Genomic DNA, 25024 nt, shown 5'->3' with positions numbered 1-25024 from the left:
TCAGCGGTCTCCTTCCGGGGGCAGGGCCCGCTCCGGAGCGGAGTTTTGGAGCATATCTTCGGACTCGCCGCCCGCGCATCATCGTCTTGGACGCCAGTCAATCTACCGTGGAACGGTGAGAAGAAAACCGATCGAACTGGCAGCCGTTGCAACCGCGGCAGTCCCCGGGCTAACGCCAACAGCTGTCAGCTCCGCTGCGGACGATCCCGCGGATTTCGACTCCGCACTGCTCCTTGACTCGGAAGGCAAGCGGTGGAGGGTCAGGTCGCCGAGGCACGCTGAAGCCAGCGCCCGGCTGGAAACGGAATTCCTGGTGCTCCGCGCTTTCGCACCGGCCATCCGGGCTGAGTTGCCGTTCCTCATGCCCACTGTGGCCGGCAGCGTACGTCTGGGCAGCCTCAGCACCTTTGTGTACTCCCACCTGGCCGGCAGTACCCGCAGCGTGGAGGAACTCACCGCCGGGCCGGACGTGCTTGCCCGGGAGATCGGGGCCACTCTCGCGGCAATCCATGATCTGCCGCAGTCCCTGGTCAGCAACGCCGACCTGCCCAGTTACACCCCGAACGAATTCCGGCAGCGCCGGCTGAACGAACTCGACCAGGCAGCGACCACCGGGAAGATTCCGGCGTTGCTGCTGCTCCGCTGGGAACACGCCCTGGAGGACGTCTCGTTGTGGCGGTTCAACCCGTGTGTGGTCCACGGCGACCTCCATGAGGACAACCTGCTCGTGGAAGGCAGCCGCGTCACGGCGGTAACAGGCTGGACGGACCTGCGGATCGGCGATCCCGCCGACGACTTCGCGTGGCTTGTTGCCTCCAACGAACAGGACTTCGTGGATGCCGTCCTCAGCAGCTATACCCGGGCCCGCCGGGACGCTCCCGATCAGCACCTGCTCCGGAGGGCTGCACTGTCCGCCGAATTCGCCTTGGCGCAGTACCTGGTGAAGGGAATCGCAGCCGGGGACCCCGCCATGGTCGCCGAGGCTGAAGGGATGCTTGAGACCCTCGCATCCGACATCGCAGAGCACGGCGGCCAGGCAATCAGCGTCGAACCGCTGCCCGGCCAGGAAGCACCGGCCGTCACGGTTGTCCCAACCCCTGCAGTAAGTGCCGTTCCGTCTCCGGCGGTCACAGTGGTCCCGGTACCCGGGTTGCCGGAACAGCCGGCCTCGGCCCTGCCTGCCGTAGAAGTGGGGCCCATCCCCGCGGACCCTGAGCCTGCCGGCGGCAAAGCGGAGGAGCCATCCCCCGGGGCGCAAGCATCCCCGGCGGGGAACGAACCTGCAAAGGACAAACCGGCTCTCGGGTCTGCCGACGACACGTCCACGGCGGCCATCAGCATCATCGACGTCACGAGGCGCTGACGCCCAGCGCCGTGCCAACAATCTTTTCGAGCTCGTCGGCTGAACCCAGATCGTGCGGCCTCACCACCTGGTTGTCCGCCACATAGAAGAAGGCAGCCCTGACGTCGTCAAGTGGCACACCCTTCAGCCTGGCCCAAGCGAGCCGGTAGACGGCCAGCTGGACCGACTTCGCCCTGAGCTGCGCCGCTGAAGGCCGGCGCCCGGTTTTCCAGTCCACGAGGTCCCATCTGCCATCGGCATCGCGGAAGACGGCGTCAATGCGCCCGCGGACCACAACCTCGCCGACCCGGGTTTCCACGGGCACTTCGACAAACGCAGGCGATCGGTCCGCCCACTCGGATGCTTTGAAGGTCGCCACCATGGCATCCAGATCGTAGGCTGCATCAATATGCTCATCAGAACCCGGCGCCTCGCCGAGGTCCAGCATTCCCGCAGTACCGAAGTATTCCTCCACCCAGGAGTGGAACGCTGTTCCCTTCCGGGCGGACATGCCAGGCTCACGCGGTACGGGCCTTCGCAGGCGGCCCACCACGCTTTGGGGATCCTCGCCGAGATCCACCAGGGTGGACGCAGAAATATGCCCGGGCAGGTGCACATCCTGGCCGCCCGCGCGCCGGGACCGTCGCTCCAGGAGCAGGTCAGCTTCTTTTGTCCAACCGGCGGCAGCGCCCCGGAGCCCCCGCTCAGCCACCCGGTCCGGCGGGAACGATTTCGGGGAGTCCGCCGCCTCGGGCTCAGCGTCCGGCGTCCAGCCCGCAATGCCGGCCATTACACGTGCGGCAGCTGCCTCCATCGCCAGCCGTCTTCCAGGGACCAGCCGCAGGCGTTGGCCGGTCCGCGGATCCACCGGGCCTTCCAACGGATCATAGGGCCACCCGGCCAGCTCGGTCTCGGTGGTCAAAGGGCTTTTCTCCGGCAACGACGCTTCGTTAACCGACGCGGGGTGAACGACGGCGGAACCCGTTTCCCCGCCGTCCGCTGAGACAAGCTTTTCCAGCTCAGCGAGGAAAGGTGACATGTCTGCCCGCCCTGCCCGCGATCCCACCCAAGCTGCACTGGAAACCCACAGGACGTGCTTTGCCCGGGTGTAGGCGACATATGCCAGCCGTCGTTCCTCTCCCTCACCGTGGGCCTGGACTGCGGCTTTGAAGTCCTTTTCAGCATCCAGCCAGCCTTTCTGGTCCGGCTGGTCGGTATCCCATTGGGGCAAATCAGCCCGGTCCCCGCGAAGGGGCCAGGGCAGGGCTGCCGCTCCGCTGCTCCAACGGGAGTCCTTGCTGCTGGGAAAGGCACCGGCGTTAAGGCCAGGCACAAAGACGACATCCCATTCCAGGCCTTTGGAGGCGTGGACTGTGAGTAACTGCACGGCCTCGCGGTTGACGTCGGTTGCCGGCGCTTCGAGGCCGTTTTCCTCGGCAGCCGCCGCCTCCAGCCAGGCCAGGAACGCCAGGATGTCCACCCGGTGCGAGGTCCTCAGGAAGCCGGCGGCTGCGTCCTGGAAAGCGTCAAGGTTGCGGCGTGCCTGGTGGATGCTCGTCCCGGGGCGGGCCGCAACTTCGATATCAAGCAGCATGGCGCGTTCCACCTCGCCAAGGAGCGTGGTCAGATCGTCACCCAGGTAGCTCCGCAGTTGCCGAAGCTCCGCTGAGAGGCTGGCGAGGCGCCCCCGTGCTTCGCCGCTCAGGGTCCTGCCATGGGAGGACGTCCAGCCTTCACGCGGTAGCCAGTCCAGTGCCTCGACCAGACTCGCTCCGTCAGTGAGGTCGCTCTCGATCACAGGCTCGCCGGACCCGTCCGAAGGTTCGTCCTCCGACGGCCCGGCTGCGGAAAGGTGCCCGCGCCTGCGGGCCAGTTGGCTGGACCAGTCACGGAAAGCCATCAGGTCGGCCGGCCCGATGCGCCACCGGGCACCGGCCAGCAGGCGCATCAGGGAATCGGAGCGCCCGGGGTCGGCAAGAACCCGCAGGGTGGCTACAAGGTCGACGATTTCGGGCGTGTCAAGCAGTCCGCCCAGTCCCACGATCTCGTACGGGATCCCCCTCGCTTCAAACTCCCGCCGGATGGTCTCCATCTGCGCCCGGCGCCGGCACAAAACAGCCAGGGCGGGCGGCACAGGGGTGGCGTCGGACGCGCGCTCATAATCGGTGATCCGGTATCTCAGGACGTCCTCAGCGATGGCAGACGCCTCATCAACGTCGGTGCCGAACCGGCCCAGCACCACCTGACCTGCCACGGCGAAAGGACTGGGCTGCAACGGCGGCACGTTGGCTGCCGCAGGCGTCCCGCCAGTACCGGCGGGCGCTTGTTGCTGCCCGGCCCGGCCCAAGGCATGGGACATGATGTTGGCGGCCGACAGGATGGCGCGCCCGTTGCGCCACGCCGTCGTGAGATACGACGTCGGGGCGGGGGCATACCGTAACTGACCGTCACCGCCCTCCAACCGGACGGGAAATTCCCGGACGAAGTGAAACAACTGGCCGGCAGACGCTCCGCGGAAGCCGTAGATCGACTGGTTGGGATCGCCCACGGCGGTGACAGCATGGCCTTCACCAAAGAGCCGGGAGAACAGAACCAGTTGCGCGTAGGAGGTGTCCTGGAACTCGTCCAGGAGGACCACTTTGTACCGCTGCCGTTCCATGTCCGCGGCCAGCGGAATCTCCCGTGCCACACGCGCCGCCAGGGCCACCAGATCGCCGAAGTCCAGTGCACCGCGTGATCTTTTGGCAGCCGAATAACGGCCCACCATGTCGGCGACGCTTGCCCTGGTGCGCAGCATTGCCGCCAGTTCGGCGACGCCCTGCGGGGCGTTCTTCGCAGCGCCGGCAACATAGGGCCGCTCCTCGAACTCCGCGAGGCGCGCCATCAGCCACGCTTCGACGTCGGCCGGTTCCTGCAGGTGCTCGGCGCATTCGCCCGCGAGCTGGATGACGGCCTTGACCAGCGTGGACTTCGCGGCCCTGAAGTGGCGGTAGTCGCCGTCGAAGGCTTCCACCACTTCGCTGGCCAGCTGCCAGGTCAGCGCTCCGCCCAGCAGGACCACGTCCCGTTCCACACCCAGCCGCAGCCCGTAGTCCGACACGATGCCGCTGGCAAACGAGTGGTACGTGGACACTTTGGGTTCGAGAGCGTCTGTGCTGAGGAGCCCCTCGGGGAAGACGGCATGCCGGGTGTCCTGGGCGGCAATTCGCTGCAGTGAGGCCAGTTTGGCCCGTATGCGTGTGGCCAGCTCACCGGCTGCCTTCCTGGTGAAGGTGACACCCAGGACTTCCTCAGGCCGCACCCAGCCGTTGGCGACGAGCCACACGACGCGGTCGGCCATGGTGGCGGTTTTGCCGGATCCGGCTCCCGCGATAACCAGCCGCGGGGCCAGCGGCGAGGAGATGATGGCGGACTGTTCGGGAGTGGGCGTGTTCTTTTCCCCGAGCAACCTGGAAAGCTCCTCGGGGCTGAACAGGGGCTCGGGGGTTTGGCGCCCCGGCGTGGTAATTCCGGGTTCCGGGGCACCGACAGCCCGGGCGCCAGCTGCCGGCACCCCGGTGGCGGGGGCCTCGGCAAGGTGGGAGTGCGGCCTCATTCCGTGACCTGCTTTCCGCGGACGCACAGGGGACAAACCTCCGGCAGCCTGCAGCCGTGGCCGCCGTGACCGCTCTTGGTTGGATCGTGGCGTGCCTCGAAACTGTTGCCAGCCATCACCGCGGCTGCCCCGGTAACCATGTCCAATGCCCAGTTCTCCTGCGGATCGAGGGGTTGCTGCTGTTGGATTCCGGGAGTCTTGGTGGCGGTCCCCAGCTGTGCCAGCACCGCCCCGCCCGGCACGGCACCTCCCAGTGCGGCCCCGGCCGAGGAGCCCCCGGAGGGCAGCCCGTCCGTGAAACCGCCGGCAAGAACTGCAGCCTGATAAGCCCCAAGCTGCGGATGTTTGGCCAACTCCGTTTTCCCTGGCTGGCGCTTGCCTGTCTTGAGGTCCACAATGACCAGCCTTCCCTCCGCATCGATCTCAAGCCGGTCAACCTGGCCTCGGAGGACGGCGGCGCGTGGAACGGCTGCGGCGCCCTCACTGCCAGGTTCCTGGCCGCCGTCGGCAGTGTTCAGCGCATCAGTCCCGGCGCCCTGTCCGCCCACGGGCAGGGCCACAGCTACGTCGGGGAGCCGGACCTCAAAATCCTGTTCCACCCCCAACAGGCTTCGGCCTTCGCTGCGCATGACCAGGACGTACTTGGCGAGCTTGCGCACCATGGTTTCGGCGCGCTGGAAGTCCAGTTTGCCTTCCCAGTTGTCCTTCATGCCCAACGTGGGCCACCGGCGCACAAGTTCTGCCACGTACTCGCCTCCGGAGGCATCCGGCATATCCTGCGCGATGGCGTGGACAAGCGTGCCCAGGCTGCGGGCAAAATCGGTGGCGGCCTCTCCCCCGGCGGCTTGGACGAACCAGTCAAGCGGGGATTTCTGGACTGATTCCACCTTCGAGGGTGAAACGTAGACGGTCCCTCCGGGGGGAACAACCGGCTCTGACGATGACAGCGGGGACAGGCCCCACCAGCTGCCCGGGTGCGCGCCGGGGGCGGGAGGTTCAGCGCAGGCGAGGCGCGCGAGGATCCTGGCTGCCTCGGCGGCTTCGGGCTCGTATTTTCCGTCCAGTTGGGCGTACTGGCGCAGTTCTGCCACCAGCGCACGGAGGGTCATGGGCCGTTCCACGGCCGTGAAACCCCTGCCCTCGACTCCAGGTTCAAGTGGCGCGACGTAGTCCAGGAATGATGACGGCTGGTCATCCTCTGACGAAACGGCCGTGCAAATCAGGATCTCGCAGGCCCTGGAGACCGCCGTGGAAAAGCTCCGGAGTTCGTCGTAGCGGATTTCGCGCAACCGGCTCAGGGGGTCGAGCTGCAGAGCGTAGCTGACGCCATGCTCAACTGCGTCGGCGTACAGGCTGCTGCCCAGAAGCTCACCGCGGAGCCGTGTGTTGGGCCAGACGCCTTCCTGCAGCCCGGCGACGATGACCACGGGCCACTGCCGCCCGGCAGCGCTGGCAGGCGTCATCAGCTCAACCGCGTCATCCACCTGGGCCCGTGCAGCCAGTGTGTCCATGGGCAGCTCCTGGTTCAGGAGGTATTCGAGGAACTGCTCAGGGCCCGCACCGGGCATCTGGTCCACATACCGCTCGGCGGTGTGGAAGAGCGCCATCATGGCATCGAGGTCCCGGTCCGCCCGCGCGCCGTGGGATCCCCCGGACAATGCAGATTCCGTCCACGCCTTGGCCAGTCCGGTGGAGTGCCAGAGCGCCCAGAGCACCGACTCGGCATTAGCGCCTGGCTCGGCCACCGCTGCCCGGCCGGCCTGGATCATGCGGGCGGTACGACGGGCGGCGCGACCCTCCATGCCCAGCGTCCCCAATGCCCCCGGCTCCAATAGAGCCTCCACCAGCAATGCATCGCTGGTGCGCCCTCCGCCGCCCAGCAGCTCTTCCTGCCGGAGGGACTGCCGGAGCCTGCGAAGTTCAATGGACGTGGCTCCACCGATCCGGGACGTGAGGAGCGCGACGGCGCTCTCGGGCGTCAGCTGCGCCGGGTCCAGCGCAATGGCATAGGCATCCAGCAGCGGGCGGACGGCCACTTCGTCGCGGACAGCGGACTCAGCCACCGGGACCCGCACCGGAATTCCCTGGCCTGTAAGGTAACGCTGCAACTCACTGAGCTGCCCGCCGTTGCGCACGATCACGGCGATCTCCCCGAGATCGCGGCCGTGGTTAACGTGCTGGTCCAGGATGCGCTGGGCAACATAGCGCAGTTCGTGGACCGGCGAAGGTACCAGGTGGGCTTCCACAGTCCCCGCAGCCCCAGTGCGGGGTTCGACGGCGGCGGCGGACCCATGCGGTGCAGGGGCCTGATGTTGCGGCTGCTCGAGCCGCCGGGCCAGCCGGCCTCCGGCGCGCTGTGAGATCCGTCCTGCGACGCCGAGCCATGCCTCGGCGATGGCGGGTGCGTGCCGGTGGGTGTGCCAAAGCGGCCGTTCGAGGACGCTGCTATCAGCGGAAAGGAGCTGCGGCAGGTCCGCGACGAGATCCGGCCTGGCCCCGCGAAAGCCCTGCACCACGGTGTCCGGAGAGAAGGCCACGTAGCAGTCCTTGCCCGCGGCTATGTCAGCAAGGAGCTCAAAAACGGCCGGGTTGGCTTCCTGGATGTCGTCCACGAGTACCAGCTGGAGGCGATCGCGCTCGGCCGCCAGGAATTCAGGGGCATCCTGGAAGATCTGCCGTGCTGTGGTGATGATCCCGGCGGGGTCGAAAGCCTCAGGCATCCGTAGGTCCAGCACGTCCCGGTACTCGGCGTAGAGTGCCGCAGCAGCAAGCCAGTCCGGCCGTCCGCATGCACGGCCCAGCTCCGCCAGATCCTCTGCGGTCCGGCCGGATTCGATGATGCGGTCGAACAGTTGCCGCACCTCGTGGCGGAAGCCGCGGGTTTCCAGTGCCGCTTCCAGATCGGCGGGCCAGGGAAGTTCCAGGCCCGGCATGCGGTGGCCGTCCAGCAGTTCCCTGATGATGAGGTCCTGCTCCGGGCCGGAAAGGAGACGCGGCTGACGCGGAAGCGGAAGGATCCCTTCTGACTTGGCCCGGCGGATCAGGTCAAATGCGTACGAGGCCCATGTCCGGGCAGGTGTGGTGCTCAGGCTTCTGTCCAGTCGGGCAGTGAACCGGTCCCGCAGCGAGTCGGCGGCGAGGCGTCCCGGAGCCAGGATCAGGATGCGTTCCGGATCCACTCCGTCCTTCAGGGCGCGGCGGACTGCAGCTTCGATCAGCACCGTGGATTTGCCGGTTCCCGGCGCGCCGGGAATCAGCACCGGTCCCGAACCGTGCGGAACCTCGACAGCGGCCGCCTGGTCCGCCGACAACACCGGAACGGCGGCGTGGACCTGCCGGGGCGGAAGCAGGCGCAGACCTGTCCCACCGGGGTGGCCTGCGCCTAAGTTCGGCTCAGAGTCGCCGTGGGAGCTGTCAAGGGGTTCGACATCGGGGATAGTTGCGGTCACACAGACATTCCATCATCGGCCACTGACAATCTGTGGAGCCGCCGCTCCAGTTGTTCCGCAATGGCATCAATCCGGTCAAAATCGTCCTCGCCCGGTGCCCAGCGGGCTGCCGTCAGGTCCACCCGCCACCGGCCCTCCCCGGTATTGAGGTAGCCCACGTGATCACCCAGGAGAGGCGTCCCCTCCGCCAGATAGTGCCGGAGAGCCCTGGCCTCGTGACCCTCGGGGGCTTGGCCATTGGATTTGAGGATCCGCCACCAGGGAACGTCGCTGCCGTAGTGACTCATCGCACGCCCAATCTGCCGCGGGCCGCCGGACCCCAGGAGCTCGGCCACGTCCCCGTAGGCCACTGCGGTTCCTGAGGGAACCAGCTCCACCACCGCCAGCACCGCCTCGACGTACTCAATCCGCATGGATTCAGATTAGCCGCAGTGGCGTTCCCCGATCCTGTCGGTGCCCGCCGGTAGCGTGGAAGTATGACCACCTGGAACACCCTCCCCCGTGCAGCGTTCGACCTCGAAACCACCGGCCGGAATTCGCGTGCTGCGCGGATTGTCACGGCGTCGGTGACGGTGGTGGACCATAAGGGCGAGGTCATCAAGGAACACGAGTGGCTCGCTGACCCGGGTGTCGAAATCCCGGCCGAAGCCAGCGACGTCCACGGAGTCACCACCGAGCAGGCCCGGCGTGAGGGCCGGCCTGCCGGCGAGGTCACGGGCGAGCTCGCCACTGTCCTGCAGGAACTGTTCGACGCCGGTATTCCGGTTATTGCCTTCAATGCCAGCTACGACTTCACGGTCCTGGCCGCGGAGTCCGCCCGCCACGGTGTCCGGCAGCTGACCCGGTTCCCGGTTCTGGATCCTTACATCATGAACAAGCAGGTGGACAGATACCGTAAGGGCAAGCGCACCCTGACGGCGCTGTGCGAGGAATACGGCATCTCCCTGGACAACGCCCACACGTCTGCGGCGGATGCCCTGGCCACGCTCCGGATGCTTGATGCCATGGCCATCAAATTCCCCAAACTCAAGATGCCTGCCAGCCAGCTTCACGAACTGCAGAAGGACTGGGCCGTCAGCCAGGCCGCAGACTTCCAGAATTACCTCCGAAAGACCAAGCCTGCAGCCGTGATCGAGGGCGAATGGCCGGTCCTGCCGCCGGAAGACGGCGGGCGCGGGGACTTCTAGCTGAGAGCTAACTCACCTTTAGGCCACAAAGTGAGAGCGGCACGACTAACTCCTTCAGATTCGGCTCCCTGTTAAATGTCGATTCATTTGGTCTTCAGTATCTGTTCAATAATGCTCAGTATTCGGAATTCGTTCGTCACAGCGACCATTACTTCGTGTGAAATGACAAAAACCGGAAAATGAGATGATTAAGTTCAGCGGTAATCCCGCCCGGCCGGCCTGCATTGTGGGAGCAAGGCTCCCTACGCCACACGCGAAGCCTTTTCGGCCCGGTTGAACTTAAGACTTAGATGAAAGTGACTTTCACATGAAGACTAAAGCCATGAAGTGGCTGGCCAGCGTGCCCGTCGCGGTTGCCCTGGCGCTCTCACTGGCCGCCTGCGGCTCAGGGACTGCACAGCCCACCGGCACACCCACCGACGCCCTCGCAGGCAGCGACCAGCAGACGCTGGATAAGTACACCACCGCCGACGTCACCCCGCTCGACCAGATCGACAAGACCAAGCTTGGCCTGAACACGGACGGCAAGCTCGAGGTGGGCACGCTCTCAGACGCACCGCCGAACATCTTCATTGACCCGTCGGGCAAGTTCACCGGCTACGACAACGAACTGCTGCGCGCCATCGCCGGCAAGCTTGGCCTTGAGGTCGAGTTCGTTGCCACGGATTTCTCCGCCCTGCTGTCCCAGGTACAGACCAAGCAGTTCGACGTCGGATCCTCCTCGATCTCCACCACTGATGCCCGCCGTGCCAACGTGGGCTTCACCAACGGCTATGACTTCGGCTTTATGGCCGTTGTTGCCAAGACGGACAGCGACGTCAAGGGCTTCGCCGACCTCGACGCCAACGTCCGCATCGGTGTGGTTCAGGGCACCGTCCAGGACGACTACGTGACCAACACGCTGAAGCTTGAGCCGGTCCGCTTCCCGGACTACGCCACCGTTTACGCGAACGTCCGCAACGGCCAGATCGATGCCTGGGTAGCGCCCTCGCAGCAGGCCAGCGGCCAGGTCAAGGACGGCGACGGCACTGTCATCGCCGAATCCGTGGTGAACACCCAGAACTTCACGGCCTACGCAGTGAACAAAGACAACAAGGCCCTTATCGACGCCCTGAACTCCGGGCTGGATGCCGTGATTGCCGATGGCACCTGGTCCAAGCTGACCAAGGAATGGTACCCGGAGCGCGAGACCCCCGCCGACTGGAAGCCGGGCAGCAAGGCTGCCACGGTTCCCCAGAGCTGACCCGGGCCTCACCGCGTATGGATCTCCTGGAGCAGCTAGGTGATACGTTCCTCAACTGGGAGGAAATGGCGAAAGTCATTCCCTCCCTCCTTATGGTGGGCCTGCCCAACACCCTGATCCTGGCCGTAGCATCGGGCATCCTCGGTTCCCTCCTGGGGCTGGCACTGGCGCTGATGGGTATATCCCGGAATCCGGCGGCGCGCTGGGCCGCGAGGATCTACACCGACCTGTTCCGGGGCCTTCCGGCCATTCTGGTGATCCTGGTGATCGGCATCGGGCTGAGCCCCATCGCCAGGGAACTCACCGGCAGCCGCAACCCCTATCCGCTGGGCATCCTGGCGCTGACCCTGATTGCCGGTGCCTACATCGGTGAGATCTTCCGCTCCGGTATCCAGAGCGTGGAGAAGGGCCAGCTGGAGGCCTCTCGGGCCTTGGGCTTCAGCTATGGCAACTCCATGCGCCTGGTGGTGGTGCCGCAGGGCATCCGCCGGGTTCTCCCCGCCCTGGTGAACCAGTTCATCTCGCTGCTGAAGGATTCCTCGCTCGTCTTTATGCTGGGACTGGCTTCTTCGGACCGGGAGATCTTCCGGATCGGAAACGATGCCATGGCCAACACAGGGAATCTTTCGCCCCTGGTTGCCGCAGGCCTGTTGTATTTGATCCTGACCGTTCCGCTGACCCACTTCGTGAACTTCATCGACAACCGGCTGCGGACTGGCCGGCCGGAGAAGAAGGAACCGGACGAGTTGGCTGCACCTATCGGCAAGGGGGCTCAGGCATGACGGAATTCACCTCCGGTACCCTGACCGGCAAGAACCTGCACCTTTCGTTCGGCCACAACCACGTACTGCGTGGCATCGACCTCCACGTTGAGAAGGGCACCACGGCTTCGGTCATCGGCCCTTCCGGCTCCGGTAAGTCAACGTTGCTGAGGGTGATGAACCGGCTGATCGAACCGGACCAGGGCGATATCCTGCTTGATGGCCGGTCCGTCCTGAAGGACAACCCGGACGAACTGCGCCAGCGGATCGGCATGGTGTTCCAGCAGTTCAACCTGTTCCCGCACAAGACCGTGTTGGATAACGTCTCGCTGGCCCTGCGCAAGCTCCGGAAACTGCCCACTGAACAGGCCCGCGCCGAAGCTCTTGAGCAGCTGGACCTGGTGGGTTTGAAGCACAAGGCTGACGCGCGTCCTGCCAACCTCTCGGGCGGCCAGCAGCAGCGCGTCGCTATTGCCCGCGCCTTGGCCATGAAGCCCGAGGTGATGTTCTTCGACGAAGCCACTTCGGCGCTGGACCCCGAGCTGGTCAAGGGCGTCCTGGCACTGATGGCTGACCTGGCCAAGGGCGGTATGACCATGGTGGTGGTGACCCACGAGATGGGCTTCTCCCGCAACGTCTCTGACACCGTGACGTTCATGGATGCCGGCGTCGTGGTGGAATCGGGTCCGCCGGAAAAGATCTTCAGCGCCCCTGAAACGGACCGGCTGAAGGGCTTCCTCTCCGACGTCCTCTAGCACCAACAGAAAATCCCTGCTTCCCGGACTGCTCCCCCTCGCAAGAGGCAGGGGAATTGTCCGGGCGGCGGGGATTTCCGGTTTAAGCGTCCGACGGCGGCGCTAGCCCTGCGCGGCTGCTGCAGCTTTCGCGGCGGCCGGCAAGGCGTCGAAGATCCGGTTCATGGCCGCGTCGTCATGGGCAGCGGAGAGGAACCACGCTTCGAAGACGGACGGCGGCAGATAAACGCCGGAGTCCAGCATCGAGTGGAAAAACGGCGCATACCGGAAGGTCTCCTGGGCCTGGGCGTCAGCATAGTTGTGGACACCGTTGGCTGACGTTCCGAAGGCCACCGAGAACAGGTTCCCGGCGAACTGGATGGAGTGGTCCACGCCGGCCTCGTCCAAAGCGGCGGACACTGCCGAGGAGAGCTCCAGCGAGCGGACGTCCACAAACGAGTAGACATCGCGCGTGGCGTGGGTCAGGGTGGCGACGCCGGCGGCCATGGCCACGGGGTTACCGGACAGTGTCCCGGCCTGGTAGACGGGGCCGAGGGGCGCCAGGTAGTCCATGACGTCGGAGCGCCCGGCGAGGGCCGCCGTCGGCATTCCGCCTCCGATGACCTTGCCGAAGGTGAGCAGGTCCGGCGTCCATGGCTCGGCCGCGTCCGGCGCGCCGCCGGTCAGGCCCCAGTATCCGGAGTAGCCGGTGCGGAATCCGGTCAGGACTTCATCCAGGATCAGCAGGGCGCCGTGCTCACGGGTGATGCGGGACAGCCCCAGGTTGAAGCCCTCCCCGGGCGTCACCACGCCCATGTTGGCGGGGGCGGCTTCGGTGATGACGGCCGCGATGTTGGGTCCATGAGCAGCAAATGCAGCCTCGACGGCGGCGAGGTCGTTGTAGGGCAGCACCAGTGTTTCGGCAGCTGTGGCTTCGGTGACGCCGGCCGAGCCGGGCAGTGCCAGGGTGGCGACACCGGATCCGGCGGCGGCAAGCAGCCCGTCCAGGTGGCCGTGATAGCAGCCTGCAAACTTGATGATGAGGTTGCGGCCGGTGAAACCACGTGCCAGCCGGACAGCCGTCATGGTGGCCTCTGTGCCGGTGGACACCATCCGCACGCGCTCGGCGGCCGGCACGCGCTCCTGCACGATGGCGGCCAGGTTGGCCTCGTCCGGGGTGGATGCACCGAACGACAGGCCCCGGTCAACGGCGGCGTGGACGGCTTCCAGGACTGCCGGGTGGGCGTGGCCCAGGAGTGCCGGGCCCCACGAGCAGACCAGGTCCACGTACTCGTTCCCGTCGGCGTCCGTCAGGTACGGTCCTTTGGCCGACACCATAAAGCGCGGCGTGCCGCCCACAGAGCCGAAAGCCCGGACGGGCGAGTTGACGCCACCGGGCATCAGGGTTTGGGCACGGGCGAAAAGGGCATCGGAACGAGTCATACCCCTATTCTCCCATCCCCCAAGGTGCCGCCGAAGCCCACGCCACGCGGGCTACGGCGGCCACCCTGACCGATAGCGTCAGCGGTCCGCGAGCTTGTCTGCGACGAGAGGCGCAACCTTGGAACCGAACAGTTCGATGGAGCGCATCATCCGGGCGTGGGGCAGGGTGCCGCTGCTGTACTTCATCTCGAAGCGGTCCGCGCCAAGGGTGCCCTTCAGCCTGACCACCTTCGCGGCCACTGTTTCGGGGGAACCGATGAACAGTGCGCCGTCGTCGTCGGCCGCGGCCTCGAACTCGCCCCGCCCGGCCGGACCCCAGCCGCGCTCCGCCCCGATTTTGTTCCTCGTGGCCAGCCAATGCGGGTAGTACTCCTCAAGGGCCTGTTCGTCAGTCTCGGCCACATAGCCCGGTGAGTGGACGGACAGTGCCTGCGGTTCCTTGCCGGCCTCGGCGAGGGTGCGCCGGTACAGGTCGGCATAGGGACGGAACCTTTCCGGCTCGCCGCCGATGATCGCCAGGACCATCGGGTAACCGTAGGAGGCGGTCCGGACCACGGACTGGGGTGAGCCGCCCACGCCGATCCAGGTGGGAAGCAGGCGCCCTTCAACGTGCGGGTAGACCATCTGTCCGCGGAGGCTGGCCCGGGTCCGGCCATCCCAGTTCACCGGGTTCTGGGTCCGCACGCGGTCATAGATGTCCAGCTTCTCCTCGAACAGGACGTCGTAGTCGCCAAGGTCATAGCCGAACAGGGGGAAGGATTCCGTGAAGGAGCCCCTGCCCAGGATCACTTCGGCGCGGCCGTTGGAGAGGGCGTCCAGGGTGGCGAACCGCTGGAAAACGCGGACGGGATCGTCCGAACTCAGGACGGTCACCGCGCTGCCCAGCCGGATGTTTTCCGTGGCCGTGGCGATGGCCGCCAGCACCACCTCCGGCGCGCTGACGGCGAAATCCTTGCGGTGGTGCTCCCCCACGCCGAAGGAATGAAGCCCGACGGCGTCAGCCACCTTGGCCTGCTCCACCACCTGGCGGAGTACCTGGGCGTGGTGCTTGGGTGCACCTTCTGCATCGAGGTCGACGTCACCGAACGTACTGACGCCCAGAAGGATGGTGTCCGCCGGGACGGGGGCGGTGGGGTTGGCTTTGATAGGAGGGCTGGTCACGGGAAGGTCGCTGTTTTCATGCATACGCATACAAACCATCTGTTGTCCGGAAACATTCCCACCCTGTCAGGAATGGGGTCAGGATTCCTTGAGCCAGCCTGCAAGCTCGGAGGCCCAGTACGTCAGCACGGTATCGGCACCTGCCCGCTTGATGCCGAGGACGGACTCCATAATGGCACCGCGCCGGTCGATCCAGCCGTTGGCGGCTGCGGCCTCGATCATCGCGTATTCCCCGGAAATCTGATAGGCCGAGACGGGCACGGGGCTCATCGCGGCGACGTCCGCCAGGATGTCGAGGTAGCTCATGGCCGGCTTCACCATGACCATGTCGGCGCCTTCTTCAAGGTCCAGTTCCACCTCGAGGATGGCTTCGCGGCGGTTGGCGGCGTCCATCTGGTACGTGCGGCGGTCGCCCTTGAGCTGGGAGTCCACGGCTTCACGGAAGGGGCCGTAGAAGGCGGAAGCGTACTTCGCCGCGTAGGCGAGGATGACGGTGTTCTTGTGGCCGGATTCCTCCAGGGCCTGGCGGATGACGGCGACCTGGCCGTCCATCATGCCGGACGGGCCCAGGACGTGGGCGCCGGCGTCGGCCTGGGCGACGGCCATCTGGCCGTAGATTTCCAGGGTGGCGTCGTTGTCCACGTAGCCGTCGGCGTCAAGGACGCCGCAGTGGCCGTGGTCGGTGAATTCGTCGAGGCAGATGTCGCCCATGATGACCAGGTCATCGCCCACTTCGGCACGGACGTCGCGGATGGCTTTGTTGAGCACGCCGTCCGGGTCCAGTGACGCGGTGCCGCGGGCATCGCGCACGGCCGGAACACCGAAGAGCATGATGCCGCCGACTCCCAGCTGCACGGCTTCGGCCGCGGCGCGCTTGAGGGACTCGGTGGTGTGCTGCACCACGCCCGGCATGGAGGTGATGGGGACGGGCTCGCTGATGCCTTCGCGGATGAAAGCCGGAAGGATGAGGTCTGCCGGGGCCAGGCGGTACTCGGCGGTGAGCCGGCGCATGGCCGGGGTGGTGCGAAGACGGCGCGGGCGGTGGTTCGGAAAGCTCATCGGGTGGTCCCTTCGTTGGCGAATACGGAGCCCAGGGCGGCCACAATGCCGTCCGGGGTGGGTACTTTGGCGGTGGCGGCCACCGGGATGCCCAGCGCGGCAGCCTCAGCCGCCGTCGGACGCCCAATGGCGATGAAACGGCAACTTCCCAGCGGGAGCAAGGTCGCCGCGATGCGGCGGGCCGCACTGGGTGATGCGGCCACGACGGCGTCTATCGCCCCGCCGTCGAGCTCGCGCCTGGCCTGGGACGGACTGAGCTCCCGTGGAGCCTCATGAAGGGGACCGTCGACGGCGGGCGGCAGCTCCGCCGCGAGGCGGAGTTCGGGCCGGGCCGGGAAATCCACGGTGTGGTACGCGACGACGGCCGTGACGGCGGCGCCTTTGGCGGCCAGGCCGTCACGCAGTGTCGTCGCTGCGATGTCTGCCTGTGGCAGGAGCACGCTCTCGGGAGCGGCGGTCCAGACATCCACCAGGCCCTCGGCGGACGGGATGTCCACCGGGGCCAGCGCCACCGGGATACCCACGGCTTCCAGTGTTTGCCGGGAGGAAAGCCCGATCGTGGCCACGCGGGTTCCGGCCGGCACCAGGGCCGCCGGTGTGGTTCCGCGCTCGGCGGCCTTTTCCACCAGCATGAGCACCGTGGTGATGCTGCTGACCACCAGCCAGTCGAAGGCCCCGGCCACCAGGGCATCCAGGGCGTCGTCCAATCCCGGCTGGTCCGCGGCCCGCTCGAAGTCGATGAGCGGCAGGACCAGCGGTTCGGCCCCCAGGCTGCCGAGCAGCGAGGCGAGTGGCCGGGCGCGGTCGGCACTCCGGGTGATCAGGACGCGCCGGCCGTTCAGCACCCCCGCGGGGGCGTCAGGAAGCTGCAAGGTCCGCGATCTCCGCGGCGCCGGCAGCGAGCAGGAGCTCGGCGACCTCGATTCCAAGCAGCGTCGCACCGATCTCGGTAAGACCGTCGGACGCCTTCTTCTCGCGCACTGTTTTGGTTCCGTCCACGGCGCACACCACTGCTTCGAGGTACAGCATGCTGCCCTTGCGGTAGGCGAAGGCGCCTACAGGTGCTGCGCACCCTGCCTCGAGGCGCGCCAGTACGGCGCGTTCGGCGGTGACGGCCAGCCGGGTGTCGTCGTCGTTGAGTGCTGCAAGTGCCTGGGCAAGGACGCCCTCGGAGCCTGTGGAATTGGCCCCGCCGGGAGCATCGGCCGTGCGGCACTCAATCGCCAACGACCCCTGGCCGGGGGCTGGCAGCATGACATCGGTCTCAAGGAACTCGCTTACCGTGTCCAGCCGGCCGATCCGTTCCAGTCCTGCTGCCGCGAGCACCACGGCGTCCAGGTCGCCGGGTGCGTCCGGCGCGTTGCCGGGCAGTCCGGGCACCCGGCCAAGGCGGGTATCCACATTTCCGCGGATGTCCAGGACGTTCAGGTCCGGACGGGTGGCACGCAGCTGGGCGGCGCGGCGCGGCGAGCCGGTGCCCACGGTTGCGCCGTGCGGCAGGTCGGCCAGCTTGAGGCCGTCGCGGGCGCAGAGGACGTCACGGACATCCACCCGTTTGGGGGTGGCAGCGATGCTGAGGCCCAATGCCGCCCCCGTGGGGAGATCCTTGAGCGAGTGCACGGCAACATCGCAGGTTTCCTGCAGGAGCGCATCGCGCAGGGCTGCCACGAAAACTCCTGTGCCGCCCATTTGCGAGAGTGAACCGGTCTTGACGTCACCTTCGGTGGTGATACGGACCAGTTCAACGGGGAAGCCCCCGACGGCGGAGAGCTGGTCCGCGGTCTGCTGCGTCTGGGTCAGGGCAAGCTTGCTGGCCCTGGTTCCGATCCGTACCGTCACAGGGCGCCGCTTTCCGGCGCCGTGGCTACCGCCGGGTACGCGTCATGTCCGGTGCCAACGGTGGTGTCAGCCCCTGCGATGGTGGGCTTCCCGCCGCGGAAGTTCGCGCAGCAGCCCGGCCGGCAGACGTCGTACCACGGGCCGAGTTTGGTCAGGGCGGGCCGGTCGCTGATGTTGTTGGCGAGGGTCCGTTCCGAGATGAGGTCCACCAGACCGTTTACGAACTTGCGGTGCGTGCCCGGCGTGGGAACGCGGCTGGCGGCCAGGCCCAGGTTGCGGCAGGTCTCCAGCGCTTCGGTGTCCAGGTCCCAGACAACTTCCATGTGGTCGCTGACAAAACCCAGCGGCACGATGACAATGCCCTTAACGCCCTGGCCGGCAAGCTCTTCAATGGCGTCGTTGATGTCCGGTTCGAGCCACGGCACGTGCGGGGCGCCGGAGCGGGACTGGTAGACCAGTGACCAGGGTGCTGTCAGGCCGGATTCAGCCTGGACCCTTTCAATGACCTTGGCACCAGTGGCCAGGTGCTGGGCAACGTACGCGGACCCTTCCTCGAATTCGCGCGGCTCGGCCTCGGACCGGCCTGCTGCTTCGGCGTCCCGGGTGGGGATGGAGTGCGTGGCAAAAAGGATGTGCACCGGGGCGTCCGGGGTGCCGGCAGCGGCGAGTTGCTTCTGCACATCCGCCAGGCCCGCGGCCGTACCTTCGATAAACGGCTCCACGAAGCCCGGGTGGTCGAAGTACTGGCGGACCTTGTCCACCTCGAGCCGGCCGTCCAGGCCGCTCTCGGTGAGCGCAACGCCGATGTCCTCGCGGTACTGGCGGCAGCTGGAGTAACAGGAGTAGGCACTGGTGGTGACCATCAGCAGCCGGCGGTGGCCGGCCTCGTACGCGTCCTGCAGGGTCTGCGGGATATAGGGGTCCCAGTTGCGGTTGCCCCAAAGCACGGGGAGTTCGATCCCGCGGGCGGCGAGCTCTGCTTCGAGGGCGGCCTTGAGCTGGCGGTTCTGCTCGTTGATGGGGCTGATGCCGCCGTTGGCGCGGTAATGGTGTGATACCTCTTCGAGCCGCTCGTCGGGGATCCCGCGGCCCCGGGTGACGTTGCGCAGGAACGGGAGGACGTCGTCCTGGCCTTCCGGGCCGCCGAAGGAGGCGAGGAGGACGGCGTCGTAATCCTTGGGCGGCATCCGGCCTGCTTCGGTGACGGGGTTGACCTCGGTGACCGGGGAGCCGGCCCGGGGATCCAGCGGGCTCATGCGAGGACCTCGGCGACTTCTTCGGCGCTGATGCGGCGGCCGGTGTAGAAGGGGATCTCCTCGCGGACGTGGTTGCGTGCCTCGGTGGCGCGAAGGTGCCGCATCAGGTCAACCAGGTCCACCAGCTCGGGAGCCTCGAGCCCGAGGATCCATTCCCAGTCCCCCAGGGCGAAGGAGGATACCGTATTGGAGATGACCTGCGGGAATTCCCGGCCGAGCAGGCCGTGATCGCGCAGCATCTTGCCGCGCTCCTCCTCGGGCAGGATGTACCACTCGTAGGAGCGGACAAAGGGGTACACGCACAGCCATTCAGCCGGCGCCACACCGCGCGAGTATGCGGGGGTGTGGTTCTTGGCGAATTCAGCTTCCCGGTGGACGCCCATGGCGGACCAGACGATCTCGGTGCCGGCAAAAAGCGAGCTGCGGCGGATGTCGCGGATGGCCTGCTGCAATGCCTCAGGCTTCGGACCGTGAAGCCACACCATGACGTCGGCGTCGGCGCGCATGGCTGATACGTCGTAGCTTCCCCGATGCGTCACGCCTGCCTCGGTCAGCCTCGACAGCAGTGCTTCGAAGTCGGCCGCAGCGTCAGCGCTGCGCACCATGTTCTCAGACCGTTTAAACACGGTCCACAGGGTGAAGAACTGCTCGGCTGATTCTTCGGTTTTAGTGACAGATTCGGCAGAAGTGTGGCTCATGGTTACCAGTTTGCCCCTTCCGAACCAGCAAGTCGAAACCAGCGACTTCTACAGGGCGTAGAAGTGGTGAAGTTCACAGATCAGGTCGGTCGTGGATTCGACGGGCCGTTCCCGGCGCCCTCTCAGATCCGGCGGATCCGGGCAAAAACGAGTCCGGCAGCTCCGGCGGAACCCAGCAGCCCCACGCCAAGCCAGACTTTGGCCGCTTCTGGCTCCGGTTCAGCATTTGCGGCAGACGCCCTGGCCTGCCTGGACGGCGAACTTCCGGCAGTCCCTTTACCGGCGGCCGGCGTGGCGCCGGCGCTCGAGGCGCTGGATGGGGACTGGCTTCCGGTGGGCGTGGGGGTTGGGGTGGTATACGGCTGGCCAGTGTATTCCGACCCCGTTGCCGGCACAGCAGCTTCACCTTCAACGGCCGGAGAACCTTCAGTGGATCCTGACCCGGCGCCGGTATCTGCCGCAGTACCTGACGGCGGAACTGCCGATCCGGGAGCCGGCGGACTTTGGGCGGCCGTGCCGGACGATGCATCCGCCGGGGAGGCCGGCGTCGGGACGCCGGAAGAAGCGGCCGGTGTCGGGGCAGCCGGTGTCGGGGCGGCGTTTGAGGCCGCCGGTGCAGGGGACGAAGGGGCCTGCGTCGTGGGGACCGGTGATGGTGTGGTGGCTGCCGGCGTCCGGGCGGCGCCCGAGGTGGCTGCGGGTGAAGGCGACGGAACCGGCGATGCCGTGCCGGACGCGTCGGTGGACCCCTTGGAAACGCCCAACCGGTCCTTCAGCGGACCTCTTTCGGCTGGGCCCTTACCGGAACCCGCCGCATGCCCCGGCCGGCCGGGAGGCTCTTTGTCGTTGGCCGCGTAAGACGCTGGCACCCCTGCGGAAAAGACCAGTATCGCTCCGATGGCGGCAGCTGTTGCGCCGCGCCGGAGTCCCCCATGGACACTGGTCCGGGAACGGGAAAGTTCGGACCTGTAATCAACCATAGGTACCGACACTAGCCACATCGCGGAGGGAGGGAAAACCGAAAAATTCCCTTCGGAAAGCGCTCCGCACAGCCGATGTCCGGCTGAACAGGGACGATGGTCAGCTGAGCAGTTTTTGAACGTGCTGACGTGTGTCAGACACCACGGCGGCGAGTCCGTTGCCGGCCACCCACCCGCCTACAATGGCCAGCCCTGGCTGTTCGGCGCAAAGTTCCCTGACCTTGGCCACTCGCGCCTTGTGTCCAACGGCGGCAAAGGGCAGTGCACCTTCCCACCTGACAACATCCCAATCAACAACATCTTTCCTCTGGACCGGGACCTCCAGCAGGGCCGACGCGTCACGCAGGGCCGCAGCCAGAAGCTCCGTGTCGCTTGCGGGCGCTGGATCCGCGGCCGTGGCACCCGCGGTCGCGGTTCCCTCCAGACGCCCGTAGGACAGCCGCAGCACATGGGTTCCCGGACCTGCCGCGGCAGCCAGCCAATCCCATTTTGCCGTTGCATGGGTGAGGGCTTTTGCTTGAATACCCGGAGCCTGGGGAGCCACCAGGATGCCGGTGCCCCGCGGCCTGCGGTCAAGCTCCGGCACGTCCACCACCAGGGTGACCAGCCGGACGTCGGGCCCGCTTTCCGGGCTTCTGCCGGCAAGCGCGGGAACTGCCGCCCGCAGCAGCCCGACGGCAGCCGGGCCCGGGAGCGCCACCACCAGCAGGCCGCCGTCGTACGTTGCGTCCGCGGCGGTGACCTGCCAGCCATCCTCCGCCCGGGCCACCCTGTCCGCGGCCAGGCCGCTCTGCAGCGTCACGCCGCGTTCCCGCAGATCGGCGAGGAGGGCGGAGACGAGGGTGTGCATGCCGCCGGAAAGGCTCGCGACGGCGGAACCCGCCTTGGCGAGGGCCGGCTGGCCGGAACGGTGGGGGGCCGGGGATCCCGACGGCGGTAGTGAAGTTTCCGGGGCAGCGGGACTGCGCCGCTGGGCGGCAACAGCCGCGGCGAGGGAGCCGTGCCGGCGGATTCCGGGGCGCAGGCCAGGGGCCACCATGTCGACGTCGAGCAGCCCCGGGTCCGCTGAATGCACTCCCCCGACCACCGGTGCCACGAGCCGTTCCAGGACGCGGCGGCCCATCCTGGCGCGGACCAGGGCCGAGACGCTGGTGACGTCCCCGGATACACCCACCGAGGCCGGAAGGAACCTGTCCAACGACGCGCGAAGCGAGCCCGTAAAGCCCAACGTCCGGCGGACCTCAGGGTCCCAGGGATTGGCGGGGATGCCCAGCACACCCGTCCTGGGCAGTTCGCGCGCACCCTCGGGAAGCTGCACCCACGCACCCCCTGGCCGGGGCTCAACGATATTTTCCGCGAGCCCCAGTTCGCCGGCCAGGTCAGCCACGGCCGTGGACCGGGTGGCGAAGGATTCAGCCCCGCTGTCCAGGGTCAGGCCGGCAACGACGTGGCTGCCGACGCAGCCTCCCCACGTGTCCGTCGCCTCCAGAACAGTCACGGAGAGGCCAGCAGCGGCCAACTCCCGCGCGGCCAGCAGGCCGGAGATGCCGCCGCCCAGGACGAGGGCCGTCCGGGCGGGCTTCGTCGCGCTGCCCATGGACCTACTCCGGGGAAATGGAGTGGATGAGCGCGACCACCCGGGTCAGGACGGCCGGGTCGGTTTCGGGCGGCACGCCGTGGCCGAGGTTCAGCACGTGGCCGGGTGCTGCCGCGCCGGCCGCAATCACTTCGCGTACGTGGGCTTCAAGGACCTCCCACGGCGCCGAGAGCAGCGCGGGGTCGATGTTTCCCTGCAGCGGGACGGTGCCGCCCAGGCGCCTGTTGGCCTCGTCCAGCGGAAGCCGGTAATCCACGCCCACAACATCCACGCCCACGTCGCGCATGGCAACCAGCAGTTCCGAGGTCCCGGTGCCGAAGTGGATCAGCGGCGCGCCGAGGTGACGGACGTGGTCCAGTGCGCGGGCGGAAGCGGGTGCCACGTACTTGGTGTAGTCGGCCAGCCCCAAGGACCCGGCCCACGAATCGAACAACTGCCCGGCGGATGCGCCTGCTTCAAGCTGGGCGCGCAGGAACATGCCTGACGCGTCGGCAGCCCAGTTGGCCAGGGCGGTCCAGGTCTCCGGGTCCGCATGCATCATGGTGCGCGGGCCCAGGTGGTCCCGGGACGGCTTGCCTTCCACCATGTACGCCGCGAGCGTGAAGGGGGCACCGGCGAAACCTATCAGCGGGGTCTTGCCGAGCTGCGCCACCGTCAGGCGGACCGCTTCCCGGATGGGCTCCAGCGCTTCCCAGGTCAGCTGGGGCAGGGCGGCAACATCGGCAGCGGTGCGGACCGGCTTCTCCAGCACGGGGCCCACGCCGGGAACAATATCCACGCCGACGCCGGCGAGCTTCAGCGGGATCACGATGTCCGAGAAGAAGATGGCCGCATCAACGTCGTGGCGCCGGACCGGCTGGAGGGTGATCTCGGACGCCAGTTCCGGCCGCAGGCACGAGTCCAGCATGGCCACGCCTTCGCGCACCTTCAGGTACTCAGGGAGGGAGCGTCCGGCCTGCCGCATGAACCACACCGGGCGCCGGGACGGCTTGCCGCCGCGGTAGGCGGTGATCAGCGGGGAATCCGCGGTGCGCCCGTCCATCAGCGGGTGGCCGGCGGGAAGAGCGCCGCCGTCGGTCAGGGCATTGGTCGCGGCGTTGGACACGGCGGAGCTGGAAGTCATGCTTCCGATTGTGCCCAAAATCGGGCGTAAAAGATAACGACAACCTGTCACCCGCCGCATCCCCGCCGGTCCGGTGGCCCGAATCACAGACCCTTGTTGCGAGGCCCACCTCCCCTGGTTGTTCTACCGGGCCACGAAAAAGCTATGATTGATCTGCTGTGGTTCTTTTCTCATTGGTGGCTACACACGCCGACATCGATCTTGAGACCGTTGCTCAGTTGAGCAACGGTGCTTCAGAGATCGCCACATCCGCTCTCTCCGGATCGCCGGCAGTGACGGGTGCGGTAGTCCTTGCCACCTGCAACCGCTACGAGATCTACGGCGAAGCGCCTCATCCGGACGACGTCGAGGCTGCGCGCGCGGCCCTCGTCTCCCAGATCAGCGGCCTCAGCGGCCTTAACGAACAGCTGGTCTCACGTTCCTTCAGCACCCGGACCGGTTCCGAAGTCACCCAGCACCTGTTCGCCGTCAGTGCCGGACTGGATTCCGCCGTCGTTGGTGAGCGTGAAATCGCAGGGCAGGTCCGGCGGGCCCTCATCACCGCCCAGCATGAAGGCACTGCCAGCTCGGGCCTGGTCCGCCTCTTCCAGGCGGCGTCCAAAACAGCCAAAGACGTCGGCGCGCAGACAGCCCTCGGTTCCCGTGGCCTGTCCATCGTCTCCGTCGCCTTGGATCTGGCCACCGATCTCTCGGAATTCCCTGACTGGTCCACCAAGAAAGTCGTGGTTTTCGGTACAGGCGCCTACGCCGGAGCCACCATGGCGCTCCTACGTGAGCGTGGCTGCACCGACATCTCCGTGTTCTCTTCGTCCGGGCGGGCGGAAGGATTCGTCGCCACACGCGGTGGCACGGCCCTGGATTCAGGCTCGCTCCGGCCTGCCGTCGCGGCCGCGGACGTCATGATCGGCTGCAGCGGTTCGGACACCCGCGTAGAGGCAGCAGAACTGGCCGAGATCCGCGCCCTGTCTCCGCAGCCGCTGATCGCCATCGATCTTGCCCTCACCCACGATTTTGACCCGGAAGTGGGAGAGCTCGACGGCGTTGAGCTGCTCACGCTGGAATCAGTGCGTTTGGCGGCTCCCCAGGAACAGGCCGAATCGCTCGCCCAGGCCAGCGGCATCGTGTCAGGTGCAGCCCGGGCCTTCGAGCAGGAGCGCGAGGTACGTTCGGTGGATTCGGCCATTGTGGCTCTCCGCCGGCACACCATGAACGTCCTGGACGCTGAAATGGAGAAAGTCCGTGCGCGCCATGGCTGCACGGCGGCCGCCGAGGAAGTGGAGTTCGCCCTCCGCCGGATGGTCAAGCAACTGCTTCACGTACCCACGGTGCGGGCCCGCGAGCTTGCCGCCAACGGCCAACAGGACGACTACGTTTCGGCCCTAGAGACCCTTTACGGAATCACCGTGGAGCAGCCGGCTGCCCCTGCCCCGGCGGAATGCCCCGTGGACCACCGGGGCCGCGAAACCGCCTGACCGCCCCACCAACGCTCTCTCACTTCCTGCAGGTTTCCCGGCAACGCTCTCTCACTTCCTTGAGAAATGTGAGAGAGCGTCGCTG

General features: G+C 66.9%; 19 protein-coding genes. 7 read left to right on the top strand and 12 right to left on the bottom strand.

Translation table 11 applies throughout. The features are described 5' to 3' along the window. The first annotated feature begins 115 nt into the window (after positions 1 to 115). Positions 116 to 1363, top strand: coding sequence for a macrolide 2'-phosphotransferase (locus AC1MCA_RS17035; RefSeq protein ID WP_479799458.1), 1248 nt, complete (start codon positions 116 to 118; stop codon positions 1361 to 1363). Here AC1MCA_RS17035 and AC1MCA_RS17030 read toward each other — a convergent pair. The 3 genes from AC1MCA_RS17030 to AC1MCA_RS17020 all read right to left on the bottom strand — a co-directional run bounded on the left by AC1MCA_RS17030 (position 1350) and on the right by AC1MCA_RS17020 (position 8799). After that, positions 1350 to 4937 carry an ATP-dependent helicase gene (locus tag AC1MCA_RS17030; protein WP_479799453.1) on the bottom strand — a complete coding sequence of 1196 codons (3588 nt, stop codon included), beginning with the start codon at positions 4935 to 4937 and terminating at the stop codon, positions 1350 to 1352. The two genes, AC1MCA_RS17035 and AC1MCA_RS17030, sit on opposite strands and share 14 nt — an antisense overlap. Continuing rightward, entirely contained in the window at positions 4934 to 8293 is a 3360-nt protein-coding gene (locus AC1MCA_RS17025) for an ATP-dependent helicase (RefSeq protein WP_479803442.1), read from the bottom strand. The genes AC1MCA_RS17030 and AC1MCA_RS17025 overlap by 4 nt, the downstream gene beginning before the upstream one ends. Before the next feature lie 89 nt (positions 8294 to 8382). Continuing rightward, complete coding sequence (locus AC1MCA_RS17020; RefSeq protein WP_479799451.1) at positions 8383 to 8799, bottom strand: MGMT family protein; 417 nt, start codon at positions 8797 to 8799, stop codon at positions 8383 to 8385. Between the two features lie 63 nt (positions 8800 to 8862). Here AC1MCA_RS17020 and AC1MCA_RS17015 point away from each other — a divergent pair, with 63 nt between their 5' ends. From AC1MCA_RS17015 to AC1MCA_RS17000, 4 genes are all read left to right on the top strand, one after another. Continuing rightward, the gene (locus tag AC1MCA_RS17015; protein WP_108600420.1) at positions 8863 to 9573 is read left to right on the top strand and encodes a 3'-5' exonuclease; all 711 of its coding nucleotides are present in this window, start codon (positions 8863 to 8865) and stop codon (positions 9571 to 9573) included. A 307-nt stretch (positions 9574 to 9880) separates the two neighbouring features. Continuing rightward, positions 9881 to 10816: an ABC transporter substrate-binding protein gene (locus AC1MCA_RS17010; protein WP_479799447.1), complete on the top strand. Its 936-nt coding sequence runs from the start codon at positions 9881 to 9883 to the stop codon at positions 10814 to 10816. A gap of 17 nt (positions 10817 to 10833) precedes the next feature. Continuing rightward, positions 10834 to 11598, top strand: coding sequence for an amino acid ABC transporter permease (locus tag AC1MCA_RS17005; protein WP_108600422.1), 765 nt, complete (start codon positions 10834 to 10836; stop codon positions 11596 to 11598). Next, positions 11595 to 12332 (top strand): amino acid ABC transporter ATP-binding protein, encoded by a 738-nt coding sequence (locus tag AC1MCA_RS17000; RefSeq protein ID WP_479799445.1) that lies wholly within the window; start codon positions 11595 to 11597, stop codon positions 12330 to 12332. The genes AC1MCA_RS17005 and AC1MCA_RS17000 overlap by 4 nt, the downstream gene beginning before the upstream one ends. A 102-nt stretch (positions 12333 to 12434) precedes the next feature. On the opposite strand, the gene hemL is transcribed toward AC1MCA_RS17000, so the two are convergent. The 7 genes from hemL to hemQ all read right to left on the bottom strand — a co-directional run bounded on the left by hemL (position 12435) and on the right by hemQ (position 19767). Then, a complete protein-coding gene (gene hemL / locus AC1MCA_RS16995; protein WP_479799443.1) occupies positions 12435 to 13754 on the bottom strand; it encodes a glutamate-1-semialdehyde 2,1-aminomutase in 1320 nt (439 codons plus the stop codon). A gap of 78 nt (positions 13755 to 13832) precedes the next feature. Beyond that, a complete protein-coding gene (locus tag AC1MCA_RS16990; RefSeq protein WP_479799440.1) occupies positions 13833 to 14915 on the bottom strand; it encodes an LLM class flavin-dependent oxidoreductase in 1083 nt (360 codons plus the stop codon). Positions 14916 to 14993: 78 nt separating this feature from the next. Further along, positions 14994 to 15974 (bottom strand): porphobilinogen synthase, encoded by a 981-nt coding sequence (gene hemB / locus AC1MCA_RS16985; RefSeq protein WP_479799438.1) that lies wholly within the window; start codon positions 15972 to 15974, stop codon positions 14994 to 14996. Further along, positions 15971 to 16846 carry a uroporphyrinogen-III synthase gene (locus AC1MCA_RS16980; protein WP_479799437.1) on the bottom strand — a complete coding sequence of 292 codons (876 nt, stop codon included), beginning with the start codon at positions 16844 to 16846 and terminating at the stop codon, positions 15971 to 15973. The genes hemB and AC1MCA_RS16980 overlap by 4 nt, the downstream gene beginning before the upstream one ends. After that, entirely contained in the window at positions 16833 to 17813 is a 981-nt protein-coding gene (gene hemC / locus AC1MCA_RS16975; protein WP_479799435.1) for a hydroxymethylbilane synthase, read from the bottom strand. The genes AC1MCA_RS16980 and hemC overlap by 14 nt, the downstream gene beginning before the upstream one ends. Continuing rightward, entirely contained in the window at positions 17810 to 19069 is a 1260-nt protein-coding gene (locus AC1MCA_RS16970) for a ferrochelatase (protein ID WP_479799433.1), read from the bottom strand. The genes hemC and AC1MCA_RS16970 overlap by 4 nt, the downstream gene beginning before the upstream one ends. Beyond that, positions 19066 to 19767, bottom strand: coding sequence for a hydrogen peroxide-dependent heme synthase (hemQ, locus tag AC1MCA_RS16965; protein ID WP_479799431.1), 702 nt, complete (start codon positions 19765 to 19767; stop codon positions 19066 to 19068). The genes AC1MCA_RS16970 and hemQ overlap by 4 nt, the downstream gene beginning before the upstream one ends. Positions 19768 to 20196: 429 nt before the next feature. Between hemQ and AC1MCA_RS16960 the strand changes: the two genes are divergently transcribed. Next, positions 20197 to 20625, top strand: coding sequence for a hypothetical protein (locus tag AC1MCA_RS16960; RefSeq protein ID WP_479799429.1), 429 nt, complete (start codon positions 20197 to 20199; stop codon positions 20623 to 20625). A 222-nt stretch (positions 20626 to 20847) separates the two neighbouring features. On the opposite strand, the gene hemG is transcribed toward AC1MCA_RS16960, so the two are convergent. Together hemG and hemE are read right to left on the bottom strand one after the other, a co-directional pair. Continuing rightward, the gene (gene hemG, locus AC1MCA_RS16955; RefSeq protein WP_479799427.1) at positions 20848 to 22344 is read right to left on the bottom strand and encodes a protoporphyrinogen oxidase; all 1497 of its coding nucleotides are present in this window, start codon (positions 22342 to 22344) and stop codon (positions 20848 to 20850) included. A 4-nt stretch (positions 22345 to 22348) separates the two neighbouring features. Continuing rightward, positions 22349 to 23467, bottom strand: coding sequence for a uroporphyrinogen decarboxylase (hemE, locus tag AC1MCA_RS16950; RefSeq protein WP_479799426.1), 1119 nt, complete (start codon positions 23465 to 23467; stop codon positions 22349 to 22351). Positions 23468 to 23625: 158 nt separating this feature from the next. Here hemE and AC1MCA_RS16945 point away from each other — a divergent pair, with 158 nt between their 5' ends. After that, positions 23626 to 24939: a glutamyl-tRNA reductase gene (locus tag AC1MCA_RS16945; RefSeq protein WP_479799425.1), complete on the top strand. Its 1314-nt coding sequence runs from the start codon at positions 23626 to 23628 to the stop codon at positions 24937 to 24939. Positions 24940 to 25024: the final 85 nt, after the last annotated feature.

The sequence above is a fragment of the Arthrobacter sp. BK1 genome, from assembly GCF_056680055.1.
This window is presented reverse-complemented; position numbering and strand designations above follow the sequence as displayed.